This window comes from Gemmatimonadales bacterium (assembly GCA_041390145.1).
Taxonomy (GTDB): Bacteria; Gemmatimonadota; Gemmatimonadetes; order Gemmatimonadales; family GWC2-71-9; genus SPDF01.
The window spans coordinates 77250-91373 of the sequence record JAWKQM010000007.1 but is presented as its reverse complement, the minus strand read 5'-3'; the positions used below and the strand labels follow the sequence as shown (position 1 = coordinate 91373).

The 14124-nt window shown below is 66.7% G+C and carries 14 protein-coding genes; 9 read left to right on the top strand and 5 right to left on the bottom strand.

From position 1 onward, the window contains the following. Nucleotides 1-41: 41 nt before the first annotated feature. On the bottom strand, nt 42-1763 hold the full coding sequence (locus R2910_07795) for an arylsulfatase (protein ID MEZ4412867.1): 1722 nt from the start codon (nt 1761-1763) through the stop codon (nt 42-44). Nucleotides 1764-1927: 164 nt separating this feature from the next. Here R2910_07795 and R2910_07790 point away from each other — a divergent pair, with 164 nt between their 5' ends. After that, on the top strand, nt 1928-2896 hold the full coding sequence (locus tag R2910_07790; GenBank protein MEZ4412866.1) for a LysR family transcriptional regulator: 969 nt from the start codon (nt 1928-1930) through the stop codon (nt 2894-2896). Beyond that, nucleotides 2886-3275, top strand: coding sequence for a hypothetical protein (locus R2910_07785; GenBank protein ID MEZ4412865.1), 390 nt, complete (start codon nt 2886-2888; stop codon nt 3273-3275). Before R2910_07790 ends, R2910_07785 begins: the two co-directional genes overlap by 11 nt. 126 nt (nt 3276-3401) lie before the next feature. Here R2910_07785 and R2910_07780 read toward each other — a convergent pair whose 3' ends face one another. Then, complete coding sequence (locus tag R2910_07780) at nt 3402-3956, bottom strand: hypothetical protein (protein ID MEZ4412864.1); 555 nt, start codon at nt 3954-3956, stop codon at nt 3402-3404. A gap of 240 nt (nt 3957-4196) precedes the next feature. Between R2910_07780 and R2910_07775 the strand changes: the two genes are divergently transcribed. From R2910_07775 to R2910_07760, 4 genes are read left to right on the top strand one after another with little or no spacing between them, the layout of a single operon-like run. Continuing rightward, complete coding sequence (locus R2910_07775; protein ID MEZ4412863.1) at nt 4197-4700, top strand: 6-pyruvoyl tetrahydropterin synthase family protein; 504 nt, start codon at nt 4197-4199, stop codon at nt 4698-4700. Between the two features lie 3 nt (nt 4701-4703). After that, nucleotides 4704-5051 carry a 4a-hydroxytetrahydrobiopterin dehydratase gene (locus R2910_07770; protein ID MEZ4412862.1) on the top strand — a complete coding sequence of 116 codons (348 nt, stop codon included), beginning with the start codon at nt 4704-4706 and terminating at the stop codon, nt 5049-5051. Between the two features lies 1 nt (nt 5052). Next, the gene (gene pabB, locus R2910_07765) at nt 5053-6417 is read left to right on the top strand and encodes an aminodeoxychorismate synthase component I (GenBank protein ID MEZ4412861.1); all 1365 of its coding nucleotides are present in this window, start codon (nt 5053-5055) and stop codon (nt 6415-6417) included. Then, nucleotides 6414-6983: an aminodeoxychorismate/anthranilate synthase component II gene (locus R2910_07760; protein MEZ4412860.1), complete on the top strand. Its 570-nt coding sequence runs from the start codon at nt 6414-6416 to the stop codon at nt 6981-6983. Before pabB ends, R2910_07760 begins: the two co-directional genes overlap by 4 nt. An 18-nt stretch (nt 6984-7001) precedes the next feature. On the opposite strand, the gene R2910_07755 is transcribed toward R2910_07760, so the two are convergent. Next, nucleotides 7002-8081, bottom strand: coding sequence for an ATP-dependent 6-phosphofructokinase (locus R2910_07755; protein MEZ4412859.1), 1080 nt, complete (start codon nt 8079-8081; stop codon nt 7002-7004). Between the two features lie 5 nt (nt 8082-8086). Beyond that, nucleotides 8087-8317 (bottom strand): SelT/SelW/SelH family (seleno)protein, encoded by a 231-nt coding sequence (locus tag R2910_07750; GenBank protein ID MEZ4412858.1) that lies wholly within the window; start codon nt 8315-8317, stop codon nt 8087-8089. Nucleotides 8318-8441: 124 nt separating this feature from the next. On the opposite strand from R2910_07750, the gene R2910_07745 reads away from it, so the two are divergent. Then, complete coding sequence (locus tag R2910_07745) at nt 8442-9854, top strand: OmpA family protein (protein ID MEZ4412857.1); 1413 nt, start codon at nt 8442-8444, stop codon at nt 9852-9854. Between the two features lie 73 nt (nt 9855-9927). Beyond that, complete coding sequence (locus R2910_07740; protein ID MEZ4412856.1) at nt 9928-11124, top strand: putative glycoside hydrolase; 1197 nt, start codon at nt 9928-9930, stop codon at nt 11122-11124. Here the strand turns inward: R2910_07740 and R2910_07735 are convergent. Further along, a complete protein-coding gene (locus tag R2910_07735; protein ID MEZ4412855.1) occupies nt 11064-13115 on the bottom strand; it encodes an aconitase family protein in 2052 nt (683 codons plus the stop codon). The genes R2910_07740 and R2910_07735 overlap by 61 nt on opposite strands. Before the next feature lie 96 nt (nt 13116-13211). On the opposite strand from R2910_07735, the gene R2910_07730 reads away from it, so the two are divergent. After that, entirely contained in the window at nt 13212-14120 is a 909-nt protein-coding gene (locus R2910_07730) for a hypothetical protein (GenBank protein MEZ4412854.1), read from the top strand. Nucleotides 14121-14124 lie beyond the last annotated feature (4 nt).

Below are 14124 nucleotides of genomic sequence, written 5' to 3'. Positions count from 1 at the left end.
GTCCGGGCGCTCCCCTTGTCGAAATTCTCATCATCCGCCAGCTACTCGCCTGCGTGGCTGCCGGTCTTCGACTCCTGCATTGCCTGAATGATCTGATCGAGGTTGTAGCTCGACGGAGTCTGGAGCGCCGGGAACTGCTTGTAGCTCATCAGCTCCTTCATCCACAGCATCTGGCCGATGGGCAGCAGGTTCCAGTCGTAGATATACGCCGTGCTCGGCGCGGCCAAGGCACCGCCCATGCCCAGGAGGGTCAACTGGCTGGCGCCGACGGCCGTCTCAAACGGGTCCCGCTTGATGTTGTCAACTTGCGTCCAGTGATAGGACTGGACTCCCAACAGGCCGCCGGTGGCATCCGAGGGTGCCATGGCGTAGTAGAACTTCCAGTTCTTGTATCGCACCGCCGAGGGATGCGTACCGCTGTAGTAGAAGAGGTGGTCGCGCGCGGACTCGCCCTTGCCCTCCAGGTAGGCGCGCTGGTCGACGCCGTCGAGGGTGGTCTTGATGATGCCGGGATACTTGCCGGCCTCAATCTGCTTCTTCAGTCCGTCGCCTGTCGGGCCACCGGCGATGTTGACCAGGGTGGGCAACCAGTCCAGCATCGAGAAGATCCCGTCGTTGGTGGTGCCCGGCTGGATGTGTCCAGGCCAACGGGCCATCATCGGGACTCGCATGCCGCCTTCCCAGGTGGTCAGCTTGCCGCCCCGGAATGGCGTGACCCCGCCGTCGGGGTAGGTGATGACCTCGGCCCCGTTGTCGGTGGTGAACACGACGATCGTGTTGTCGAGCTCGCCCATGGCCTCGAGCTTGGCCAGCACGACACCGATGTTGTCGTCCATCTGCTTCATGCCGACTTCGTTGATGCCCCAGTCCTTGCCGCCCTTGGTCCCCAGCATGGCCGCATACTTCGGCGAGAACATGGTGGTGATATGCATGCGGGCCGGGTTGTACCAGACGAAGAACGGCTTGTTGGTCTTCTTCGGGTCATTGCGATCAAGGTAGTCAACGACCTTGGCCGAAATTTCCTCATCAACCGTCGTCGAACGCTCCAGGGTGAGCGGCCCCTCGTCCTTGCAGCTCTGGTTCTTCTCGGTGCCGTCCGACGAGGTGCACCAGATGACAGGCCGGGGCGGCGTCATGCACAACGTGGTCGTCGGATCCACGGCACCGACGGGATCGGAGAGACCGGGGACCGGCGTGTTCTTGCAGGGTGGCACGACAGCCTGCACCGTGGGGCTGCTGTTGATGTCCGGGAAGCTCACGCCCTGCATCGCGTCGAGATGGTAGAGGTAGCCCCAGAACTCCTGGAAGCCGTGGGCGGTTGGCAGAGAGTTCGTCTTGTCGCCCAGGTGGTTCTTGCCGAACTCGCCCGTGTTGTAGCCGAGATCCCGCAGAAACACGGCGAGATCCGGGGTGCCGGGCAACAGGGACGTGCTGGAACCCGGCAGCTGCGGCATGATCATGCCAGCCCGCAACGGATTCATCCCGGTAATAAACGAGGTGCGCCCGGCGGTACAGCTCTGCTCCGCGTAGGCCGTCATGAACAACGTGCCTTCCCGCGCGATGCGGTCGATGTTCGGCGTCTCGCCGACCATGAGCCCACGGTGGTACGCGCCGACGTTCATGATGCCGATGTCGTCGCCCATGATGAAGAGGATGTTGGGCTTCTTGGCCTGCTGCTGGGCCGAGAGCGTCGTCGGACCGGCGACGGCCGTCACGGCCAGCGCGAGGCCCGCCATTCGGACCGCAAGGGATGGAATGCGCATAGCTTCTCCAGAGGGTGAGAATGTGCCGGTACGACTGCGGCCAGCAGTGAAGGGGGGGGTAAATCGAAAGTCGCCCTGTGGCGACCATTCCCAAGATATATACCACGCGATTCACGTTTCGTCAATTGCAATTAAAAAAGCTTTATGATACGTTTTGCGTACCGATGATTGATCTCACCCTACTGTCCCACGCGCTCGCGGTCGCCCGCCACGGGAACTATGCCCGTGCCGCCGACGAACTCGGGATCACCCCACCGACGCTGTCCCGGCAAATCAGCGCCCTCGAAAAGGAGCTGGGCGTTCGACTCTTCGACCGCGGACGCTCCGGCGCCGTCCCTACCGCGCTTGGTCGGCAGGTGTTGGATCGGGCAGCATTGTTACTGGCGGAGTCCGGGCACCTCGAGCATGAAATCGCCATGCTGCGCGGGCTGGAAGTTGGAAAGCTGTCGGTCGGGGCCGGTGTCTACCCGGCGTTTCTCTCGGTGGGCAAGGCACTCGGTAGATTGTCGGCGAAACACCCGGGGCTTCAGGTCGAAGTGGTCACGGGAGACTGGAGCGACATGGTCGGACAGGTGCTCTCCGCGTCGCTCGACCTCGCCGTCGCCGAACTGAGCGGACCCGCCGAAGATGAGCGGCTGGCCCTGGAGCCGTTGCCTCGGCATCCGGGGGCGTTCTTCTGTCGGGCCGGACACCCCTTGCTCCAGGAGCGCGACCTGACCCTCGAGATGATCTTCCAGTATCCATTTGCCGGAACGAAGCTGGCACCCCGCGCCATTGCGCATTTGAAAGGTCCGCCCGGGGCGGGGTTGATCGATTCGGTCACCGGGGAGTTCATTCCGTCCATGCGGGTGAACACCCTGCACATGGCGATGGAGGCGGTGGCCGTCAGCGATGCGTTTGGAATTGAGCCGCTCTCGGTGATTCGTTCGCACGCCCCGAGCGGACAACTCGTTGCCATCGACTACCGGCCAGCGTGGATGCACACGAACTATGGCATCGTGTACCTGAAGGACCGGACGCTGTCGCCGGCTGCCAAGGCCTTCATGACTGAATTGCGCGCCGTCGAGGCGGAACTCGAGGCGGACGAGCAGGCCCACTCGCCACCAAAGAAGCGGAGCCCACGTGCACACTGACCGCACCGTCGACCCCACACCGGAACAGATTGCGCTCATCGCCGCCTACCCCGACAACGCTCCGTTCGTGATGGTAAACCTCCTGAAGTTCACCCGACCCGACGGGGCCGGTCGATACTGGCAGGATTATGCCCCTGCGGTGACCCCGCTCATGGAGGCGGCGGGAGGAGTCACTGTCTACAAGGGATCGGTTCGGCACCTGATCATCGGCGCCGCGCCAAACGATTGGGACGCGGTCTGGCTGGTCCGCTGGCAGGCCAAGTCGCAGTTCCTGTCGATGATGAATCATCCGGATTTTCCCGCGACCCAGGCCATCCGTGTCAGCGCCCTCGAGCGCATGACGCTGATGCTGTCCGCCGAAGAGCCGACCAACCTGTAGATTGGCGCGGTCCCCGCCCCACGCCAAGAGGGCGGACCCCGGCAACCTCACCGGAATCCGCCCCCCTGGTCCTTCATCTATGTCAACGCCTCTCTGGAGGCGGAAAGTGGGGCCGTTGGGCCCCGGTTAATCGTCCCAATCGCGGCCGTCGCCGTTCGGGCGGACATCCTGGTACACATACCCGTGGGACGAATGCTGGTCATAGCTGCTGGTGTACCCGTACCGATCCTGTTGCCCGCCCGACGCGAGGTAGAACCGACCACCTCGCTCCCACGCTGTCACCGCCACCCACTGCGGGCCATATCGGTAGCCGCGCGCCGCATACACCTGCGTGAAGTAGCGGCCCTGCGAGTAGAAGAGGGTGACCGGCCGGTACCCATGCTTCTGGTACCATCGGACGGACTTACCGTTCCGGCCCTTGCTGCGCTCGACGTACACCACCTGCGGCGCGTACCGTGCCACCTCGACCCGGCGGCCGCGCACCGGCTGGTAGATGATGACGGGGCGTGGCACGAACACGGGCTCACCCACGGCGATCCGGCCCCGCACGGGGCCGCTGTTGATGACGACGGCACCCGACACCTGCGCGGCGACGGGGACCGGAGAAATGGACAAGGCGACGAATGCGATTGCTGAACCGAAGAATGACGCGGCCAGGGGCCGACGAATATTGGCAGACATGGAACCTCCGAGCTTCTCTGTTGGAGACGCCATGCTCAAAAGCGAGGTGCGTGCCATTTCCGGAAAGGCTTGGCATTGCACGACTTAGCCAAAAATCGTGGTGCCGAGAGTGTCCGCAGCGGAGGACGCCCGCGCTTCGAAAGCGGGATTCCCGGTGATGCAGCGCACGTTCCCCTCGACTCGAGCACGTCGGCGGCCTACCTTTGGGCCCACCGTTTCCCTCCACCAGGACTTCTGCGCGTGCGTTCCTACCGGGTTTCCGTTGCCAAGGACTATCTCTCCTTTTCCTCGGCCCACTTCATCACCTTCCGCGGCCACAAATGCGAGTCGCTCCACGGCCATAACTACCGCGTCGCCGTGGTGGTGGAAGGGGACGTGGACGCCGAGTGCCTCTTCGTGCTGGACTTCGCCGTGCTGAAGCAGGTGATCAAGCCGATGGTGGAAGCGGTGGACCACAAGGTCCTCCTCCCCACCCAGAACGAGAAGATCGGCCTGCGGGAGGAGTCCGACTCCATCGTCGTGGATTACTTCGGGAAGGGCCGGTTCGTCTTCCCGAAGTCGGATGTCGCCCTGGTGCCGGTCAAGAACACCACGGTGGAGATGCTCGCGGAGTATTTCGCGGTGGGGGTGCGGGACGCCCTGTTGGCCGCCGGGCACCACCACCTGACGCGGCTCGACATCGAAGTGGAGGAAAGCCCGGGGCAGTCGGCCGGGTTCAGCGTGCGATTCGACGGAAAGGACTGACCGATGAGCGACAAAGAGCGGACCTGGGACATGACCACGGTCGGCGATCGCCTCCCGGTGGGCTGGGAGTTTCAGGAAGACACCATCATCCGGTTCTATGAAACCGACGGATGGCCGACCACACTCATGGCGGTCAACGCGATCGGCTTCCTCTGCGAGGCAGCGGACCACCACCCCGACCTGACCATCAGCTGGGGCAAACTGTCGGTGCAGCTGAATACCCACACCGCCAACGGCGTGACCGACAAGGACCTTGAACTGGCGCGAAAAATCGACGAAGTGGTGCTTTGGCGGCCCGCCACGGGTTCGGCACTCCGTGGCACGACGCGCAAGTTCGTGAAGGAGCGCTGACATTCCACAGCCGGTTCTCGTCGAGGAGCTGATCGATGCCCCCTCCCCGTCAGAGGCCTGCGCACGGCTGCTCGACCTCCCCTACCCGCTCCTCCTCGAGAGTTCCGCCCGCGGCTCGGCGCTGAGCCGCTGCTCCTATCTGACCGCCGACCCTTCGCACGTCTGGACCAGTCACCCCGCTGACGAGCGCGACGTGCTGCGGGAGGTCGCGGAATTCATCGCCTCCAACCGGCAGGAGCCGATCGCGGGGCTTCCGCCCTTCCAGGGCGGCGTGGCCGGCTTCCTCGGCTACGAATTCGGGCGACGGCTTGAGCGACTGCCCGTCCCGCGTGCCGATGACCTGGCACTGCCCGATGCCTGGTTCGGCGCGTATGACTGGGTGATCTCCTGGGACCATGAACAGGGGAGAGCGTGGGTCATGGCTGGGCAGCGGGGCCGCGGGGCTGCGGGGCCGTCCGCGACATCGCGGATCGAAGACATCGTCCAGAGGCTGAGGGCTCCCGCGACCACCGTGAAGGCGAGCCACAACGTCTCGGCACCAGATGTTGCTTCTGGGTTCACCCGCGAGGAATACCTGCGAGCCGTCGAGCGGGTGCGTCAGTACATCCTCGCGGGCGACATCTTTCAGGCCAACATGTCGCAGCGCTTCTCGGCCCCGTGGACCGACGAGCCGTTCAACTTTTACCGGCGCCTCGTGGCGGCGAACCCCGCCCCCTTCTCCGCCTATTTCCAGGGAGACGGGTTCGCCGTCGCCAGCGCATCGCCGGAACGGTTTCTCTCGGTGGACACGGCGGGCCATGTCGAGACACGCCCGATCAAGGGAACACGGCCCCGGGGCGCAACGCCCGCGGAGGATCGACGACTCGCCGACGAACTGCTGACGAGCGCCAAGGACCGCGCCGAAAACGTGATGATCGTGGACCTGCTACGGAACGACCTGTCAAAGGTCTGCCGGCCGGGATCGGTGGAGGTTCCCGCACTCTGTGCCCTGGAAAGCCATCCCACCGTGCACCATCTCGAGTCGATCGTGACGGGGCGCCTCGAACCGGAGCGGACCGCGGCCGACCTGCTCCGCGCCGCGTTTCCAGGGGGGTCGATCACCGGGGCGCCGAAGGTGCGCGCCATGGAGATCCTGACCGAGCTCGAGCCGGTGGCGCGCGGCGTGTACTGCGGCACGATCGGCTGGCTCGGCCTGACCGGCGCCATGGACAGCAGTATCGCGATCCGGACGGTCACGTTGCAGGATGGCTGCGCGTACTTCCACGCCGGGGGCGGCATTGTCGCCGATTCGGACCCCGCGATGGAATTCCAGGAAACGCTGGACAAGGCCGCCGGCATCCGGCGCGCGTTCGGGACGGCCGCGTGATCCTCCTCCTCGACAACTACGACTCCTTCGTCTGGAACCTGGCCCGGTATGTCCGTGAACTCGGCCGGGAGCCACTGGTCCGCCGGAACGACGCACTGACGGTCGAAGACATCGCCGCACTGGCGCCGACGCACATCATCGTCTCCCCGGGACCGTGCACCCCCGCGGAAGCGGGCATCTCGATCGCAGCCATCCGGCGGTTTGGACCCACCGTCCCGATCCTCGGCGTCTGCCTCGGCCACCAGGCGATTGGTGCCGCCTACGGGGCGTGGGTCGTCCGCGCCGCCCGTCCGATGCACGGCAAGACCTCAGACGTGTCCCACGATGGGACCGGACTCTTCGCCCGGCTTCCGAATCCCTTCACGGCGACGCGCTATCACTCGCTGGCACTGGAGCGCACCTCCCTCCCCGAGGACCTGCAGGTGATCGGGACGGCGGAGGATGGCGAAATCATGGGGGTTCGACATCGCACGCATCCGGTGGTGGGCACGCAATTCCACCCCGAGTCGGTCCTCACCGAGGTCGGGCACCGGATCGTGGAGCGTTTTCTGGCGGGAGGGTGGTAGCGCTGGAGCGGGCCCGGTTCAGTCGCCGAGGCTGATGCCGATGTCGCGCGCCGTCTGGATTGTGTCCGAATCGAGCGGGACGCACTTGGTGCGGCCGATGACATCGGCCAGGGGAACGGTGGAAATGGTCGGCGGCGTGTAGGCGACCATGCAGCCGAACTGCTCGGCGGCAATAGCACGCACGGCCGCCGTGCCGAAGCGCAGGGCGAGCAGGCGGTCGAACGTCGTGGGACTGCCGCCCCGCTGCAGGTGCCCGAGCACCAGGGTGCGGGTCTCCTTTCCGGTCCGCTCGGCGATGGCCGCCGCCACGCGGCTCCCGATGCCGCCGAGCCGGTCCACCGTCCCCGCCGCCCGCCGCTCGACGAGGAGGGCGTCCCCACCCTTGGGCCGCGCGCCCTCCGCCACCACCACGATGCTGTAGTGCCGTCCGGTGGCCTCCCGAAGCCGGATTGCGTCGCACACCCGCTCAATCTCGAAGGGAATCTCCGGCACCAGGACGACGTCGGCGCTCGCCGAGACGGCACTGTTCAACGCGATCCACCCGGTGTCCCGACCCATCAACTCGACGACCATCACCCGGTCGTGGCTCTCGGCGGTGGTGTGGAGCTTGTCGATCGCCTCGGTGGCGGTCGTCACCGCGCTGTCAAATCCGAAGGTGACCAGGGTCCCCTCGACGTCGTTGTCGATCGTCTTCGGTACGCCCACCACCGGCAGCCCCTGTTTCCAGAGGTCATGCGCGATCTTCAGGCTGCCGTCACCGCCGATGGACACGAGCGCGTCGAACCCGCTGGCGCGGAAGGCGGCGACCAGGTCGTCGGATCGGTCCACCTCGGTGAGCGACCCGTCCGCCTGCGGGGTTGCCCAGCGGAACGGGTTGCCACGATTGGTGGTACCGAGGATTGTCCCGCCCAGGTGGGTGATGCCGCGCACGGCGGTGCTGTTGAGCGTCATGATGCCGTCGTTGCCAAGCAGTCCACCGAAGCCGCGCCGGATGCCATAGCACTGCCACCCGCGCTGGTGCGCCGCCAGGACCACGGCGCGAATGACCGCGTTCAGGCCTGGCGCGTCCCCGCCGCCGGTGGAGATGGCGATGCGCATGCGGCTCAGCCCTGCGCCTCGCGCGCCAGGCGAAGCACCTCACCAGGTTCGGCGTGGCGCTTCAGCGCCTTCTTTGAGTAGATGAGGCGACCGTCCATGGTCACTTCAAACACGCCCCCGGAGGAGTCGATGAGACCGACCTCGACTCCGGGAAACGCCTGCTCCAGCTCGGCCGCCAAACTGGCGGCCCGGGGCCGGTAGTTTCAAACGACGCAAAACTGGATGGTGAATTTCACTGGAAGCTCCCCTGGCCGGAGTGACGGAACAACCAACGTATCCGTCAATCGTAGCGCGGCGCCGGGTGCTTTCCAAGCCGGGCGCGCTTGCCCCGCCCCCGTTCCGCCCGTATCTATGATGCAAATGACGATTCCCCGCTTTCGCGCCCTGGCGCTCACGGCCCTGCTCTTCCTCCTCGCCACGCCGCTCCGTGCCCAGCGGCGGCAGTACCTCCTGGAACTGGGCGCGGCGGGCGCCGTCACGTCGTTCGCCTCGGTCACCGACCTCGATCCCGGCTTTGGCGGCGCCCTGCGCATCGGGTTCTGGCTGCCGATGAACCTGGGGATCGAGCTCGAAGGCCTGGCCTCCAACCCGAAGGCCGCCAACGGGGCATCCACCAACGTCCTCACCGGCACGGCCTCGCTGCTCTACAATATCCGGGCAGGCGAGTCGAGCTCGCTCTTCCTCAAGGCGGGGATCGGGACGACCAAGTTCAACGACTGTCCCACGGTCTCGGTGCCGGGGTCAGGCCCCTGTGGCACGGCGTCTGACTTGGTCGTCGGCGGCGGATTCCGGGCGGCACTGTCGCCGACGATCATGCTCCGCGGTGGACTCGACTACCAGAGCGTCAGCTACACCCCGTCCTTCGCCAATATTGTCGGGAGCCTGGGCCTGGCCTTCATGGTCGGCAGCCGTCCGCTGATCGACACCGACCGAGATGGCGTGTTCGACCGGAAGGACAAGTGCCCCGATACGCCCATGGGGGCGATCGTCAACAAGCAGGGGTGTCCCTCCGACACCGACGGCGACGGCGTGCCCGACGGACTCGACCGCTGCCCGAACACCCCCGCCGGGGCGACCGTGGATGCCGCCGGCTGCCCCAGCGATTCCGACAAGGACGGCGTGGTGGACGGCGTGGATCAGTGCCCGGACACGCCGGCGGGCTCGCAGGTCGACGCGACTGGCTGCCCCACCGATGCGGATGCCGACGGCGTGTCCGATGGACTCGATCGCTGCCCCGCCACGCCGGCCGGCGCGACGGTGGACGCATTGGGATGTCCCGGCGACTCGGACAACGACAAGGTGCCTGACGGGATCGACCAGTGCCCGACCACCCCGGCGGGCGAGACGGTCAACAGTTTTGGATGCCCCCCCTCAGCCACACCCCCGCCCGCAGGTGCCGCCGCCGCCGCGGGCGCTGCCGCCGCGCCGTCGGCGCCCACGCCGGGGCCCTGGACGGTCCCCGGCACGGCGTTTGCCCCCCAGAGCAGCACCATCGGCGGTGCTGCACTGCCCGTGCTGGACTCGGTGATCGGCGTTCTCAGAGCCGACCAGCGGCTCGTGGTGGAGATCGTCGGCCATGCCGACGACGCCTCCTCCGAGCCGGCCAACATCCAGCTCTCCGCGGCACGCGCCGATGCCGTCAGGAACTTCCTGCTCAGCAAGGGCGTCAGCCCTCGGCAGATGCAGGCGCGCGGCGCAGGTTCTACGGAGTCCAATCCCGACGCGGCTCCCGCCCAGAACCGCCGGACCGAGATCAGGATCATCGGCACCTAGCTCCCGCCCCCGCCCTGACCCCCTGCACGACCACTGGCGTCCTGCAATGGCCCCCCGGGGCCGGAGCGTCCTTGTGCGCGGTTCAGGCATCGGCATCATCATCGCACTGAGTGCAATACTCGGCACCCCTGCCGCCGCCCAGGATGGGCGGTGGCATCGGGAATTGCCGGCCTCCTACGGCGTCGACTTTCTGGCCCCGCTCCCGCCGCTGCCCTCGCATCTCCATTCCCCCTGGCCGAGTCCGCCGCTGGTCCGACAGCCGGACCATGTGCGCGCGTTGTACGTCAACGCCTGGGCCTTCGGGGGCAACCGGTTCCACGAATTGGTCCGACTCGCCGACGAGACCGAGGTCAACGCCCTGGTCATCGACCTGAAGGATGACACCGGCTACCTCACCTACCCCTCCAGCGTGCCGACCGCCATCGCGATCGGTGCCAACAAGGAATTGCGCGCCCGGGACACCGAGGCGCGAGTGCGTGAGTTGCTGGCGCACGGCATCTATCCCATCGCGCGCATCGTGGTCGCGAAGGATCCGCTGCTGGCCGTGGGCAAACCGGCATGGGCCATCCAGAACGTCGAGGGCGGACTCTGGCGCGACCGGCGCGGCACCGCGTGGGTGGACGCCTTCAATGACTCGGTCTGGATCTACGCCGCCCAGCTCGCCGCGGAGGCGGTGAAGATGGGATTTGCGGAGGTGCAGTTCGACTACGTCCGGTTTCCGGACGAGCCCCGGAGCCGGATGGCGAGCGCCGTCTTTCCCGCGCGCCGGGCGGGTGAAACCACGCGCGCGGGGGTGCGGCGCAACCTGACCCTCCTGCGGGAGCGGATGCAGCCCTTCGACGTGCCGGTGACCCTCGATGTCTTCGGGATGACGACGGTCATGACGGGCGACATGGGCATCGGGCAGGTCTGGGAAGATCTGGTGGGATTGTCGGACGTGGTGCTGCCGATGGTGTACCCAAGTCACTATGCGCCGGGAATGTACGGGACCCAGACGCCGAACGCCGAACCGTATCTCGTGGTCCGACGCGCGCTGGAGGACGGGCTGAAGCGGAGTGCCCTGCTCGAGAAGCCGGCCAGCATCCGGCCCTACCTGCAGGCGTTCACCCTCGGCGCGCCCCGATACACCGGCGAGCACGTCCGCGCGCAAATCCAGGCCGCCGCGGACGTGGGGATCGACAGCTGGGTGCTGTGGAACCCCCGCAGCGACTACCGGGAATCGGGGCTGGTGCCCGCCAAACTGGCCCTGGGCTCCCAGCCGGTGATGTAACCGGCGAGCGCGCTCGCCGCCGTGGTGTAGGGGCTGGCCAGGTAGAGCTGGCCGGGACCGGACCGCCCCGGGAAGTTGCGGTTGATGGCGCTGACCGTGACGGTCTTGCGGTCGTAACTCACCCCGGGCCCCGCGTTGATGCAGGCCCCGCAGGATGGTTCGATGATTTCCGCGCCCACCGCCTCGAAGATCTGCACGTACCCCTGCTCCTCCGCGTACCGCTTGACGTCCTGGCTGCCGAACTGGATGTAGAACCGGACGTCGGGATGGACGCGTTCGCCGGCCTCGGCGGCCTCGCGCAACACCGCGGCGTACATGTCCATGTCTTCCTTCTTGCCCGCCGTGCAGCTCCCCGCATACGCGATATCCAGCCTGACCTGCTCGCCGAGCTCCCGGATGAACTGGCCATTCCCCGGATCGCCGGGCAGCGCAATCATCGGCTCGAGCGCGGACGCGTCGATGTCGATCACTTCCTCATATTCCGCGTCGGGATCGGAGAAGAGGCCGTCAAGCATCGCCTCGACCTCGGCGCGCGGCAGCCCGCGCTCGCGCACGAGATAGTCCACCGTCACCGCGTCCGGCGCGATGATGCCGGTAAACGCCCCCACCTCGGCCGCCATGTTGGTCATCGTCGCGCGCTCATCGATTGACAGCGCCTGGACGGCCTCGCCGGCGTACTCGACGATCTTCCCGATGGCCCGCCCACTCTTCACGTAGGGCTGCCGCAGGATCTGCAGCATGAAGTCCTTGGCCGTCACGTTGGCCGGCTTGGTCCCGTTGACGCGGATCAGGACCGACGCCGGCACCTTCAGGCGGACGTCCTTGGTCAGCCAGGAGTTGAAGATGGCGGTGGTGCCGACGCCGAACGCCACGCACCCCACCGCGCCGCTGTGCGGCGTGTGACTGTCGCTCCCGATGACCACCTGGCCCGGCAGCACGTGCCGCTCCAGCATCTTGGAGTGGCAGATCGCTTCCGACCCCTGGACGATGCTGTTCAGCGCCGTCCGGGGCAGTTCGCCGTAGAGCTTGATGCCCTGTTCCTCGGAGAACTCCTCCTGCTTCTTCTTCAACTCGAGCGCCACGTCGAGCAACCCCTCCGCCTTGCGGGCGTCGGTCATTGCCAGTTCGAGGAAGGTCAGGTGGTCACGGAAGAAGAAGATCGACTCCGGGTCCACCACCTTCTCGTCGGCACCGACAAAGTCGCGCCAGAAGATGGCGGCCATCGGGGTCACGTACTCGTGGCTGAAGCGGATGTCGGTGCGGACGAAGCCCTCGTCGCCCGGCTTGACGTACGGCACGCCGACGCGATTGCCGGAGAGGTCGGTCACCCAGCGGCGAGCGAGCACCTTTTCGGCGAGCGTCATCGGCCGCTGCTTCGTGGTGACATCCGGCACGCGCACCTTTCCCTGGAGGCGCGCCACGTTGTACTGGAAGAGGCCCCCGTGCTCGATGATGCCCCGGGTGATGCCTCCTTCCCCGTCGGTGAACACCGTCAGCGGAATCGGCTCGCCGCGGCGCACCCGGTCGAGCACCGAGAAGTCGGTGCTCGTGAACACGCCGAGGTTCTGGCAGTTTTCCCGGTAGATCCGCTCGATGTTCTCGGCCACCACCAGCTTGATTCCGGCCATCAGTTCCGCATAGGGGGATTGCTCCCGGCTCGAGCCCTTCCCCCGGCGCTTGCCGCTGACCGAGGCGACAAAGCCCCCCTGCCGCACCGAGCCGCGAGTGATCGGAAACTCCTCCCCGCACTTGAGGCCAAGGTAGGGAAAGTCCCCCAGGGTCTGGTCGTAGTAGTAACAGATGTAGGCCGGGGTGATCTCGTCGGTCGAGATGTCGTCCCGCAGCGCGATGGCCGGCGTCCACTCGAGGTCGGTGCCGTCGAGCTGGCTCCGGACGAGCGCCGGGTCCACGGTGAGGTACAGGATGCGGCCATCGAAGGTGATGGCGTCGGGCAGCTTCGTGATCGGGCGCGACTTGAGACTTTCGAGCATGGGCGGGCATTCTCCTGGTTGCATTCAAAATGCCCGAGCGGGTGGGCCGGAGCAAGGATTGTTTGCGAAGGGAGGATGGCGGAGTAGAATACAGCCATGCGTCCCCTCCCCCCCCTGACCCAACTGATCCTCGCCGCCCTCGTGGCGACGCCGGCCGCTGCACAGTCGCCCTGGACACCGGCCCCGCCCACCCGCCTCGTGCAGCTGGGCACCTTTGCGGACACGACCCTGTCCGAGGCATCCGCCGCCGCCGCAAGCCGGACCCAGCCCGGGGTCATCTGGACCCTGAACGATTCCGGCAATGCGCCCTGGCTCTTTGCCTTCGATACCGCGGGAGGCGCACTCGGCACCTTTCGGGTCGCCGGAGCGAAGAACTTCGATTGGGAGACACTGACCATCTCCCCCTGCCCGGCCGGCACCTGCCTGGTCGTGGGGGACATCGGCGACAACCCGGAGACCCGGCCGAGCGTCATGCTGTACCGGGTGCCCGAACCGCAGGTCGCGAGCCTGCATCCGGGGGAATTGGGCGTGACCGCGCCGGCCGATACACTCAGCCTCACGTACCCCGACGGGCCGCACGACATCGAGGCCATCTATGCCGACGCCTCGGGGGACATCTATTTCGTGTCGAAGGGGCGGTCCAAGGGCATTCTCCTCTTCCGGCTTCCCGCAAGCGCCTGGGCCGCCGGCGGCGCCGCCGTGCCCGAGTTTGTGGACTCGCTCCCCATCACGCCCGACATCAGCATCGGGCACTGGGTCAGCGATGCGGCGCTCTCCCCGGACGGCCAGCGCGTGGCGGTACGCACCTACTCCGCCGTCTTCTTCTTCCGGGTCGGGCCGGGAGGACACCTCACCCCCGACGAGGGGCGGGAGTGCTTCTTCGGCCTCGTCGAGCCACAGGGCGAGGGGATCACCTGGCTGGATCAACACCGGCTGCTGCTGACCAGCGAGTCGAGTTCAACCAGCCGCGGAACCCTCTACCTGCTGGAATGCGACCAGCCGTAACCGC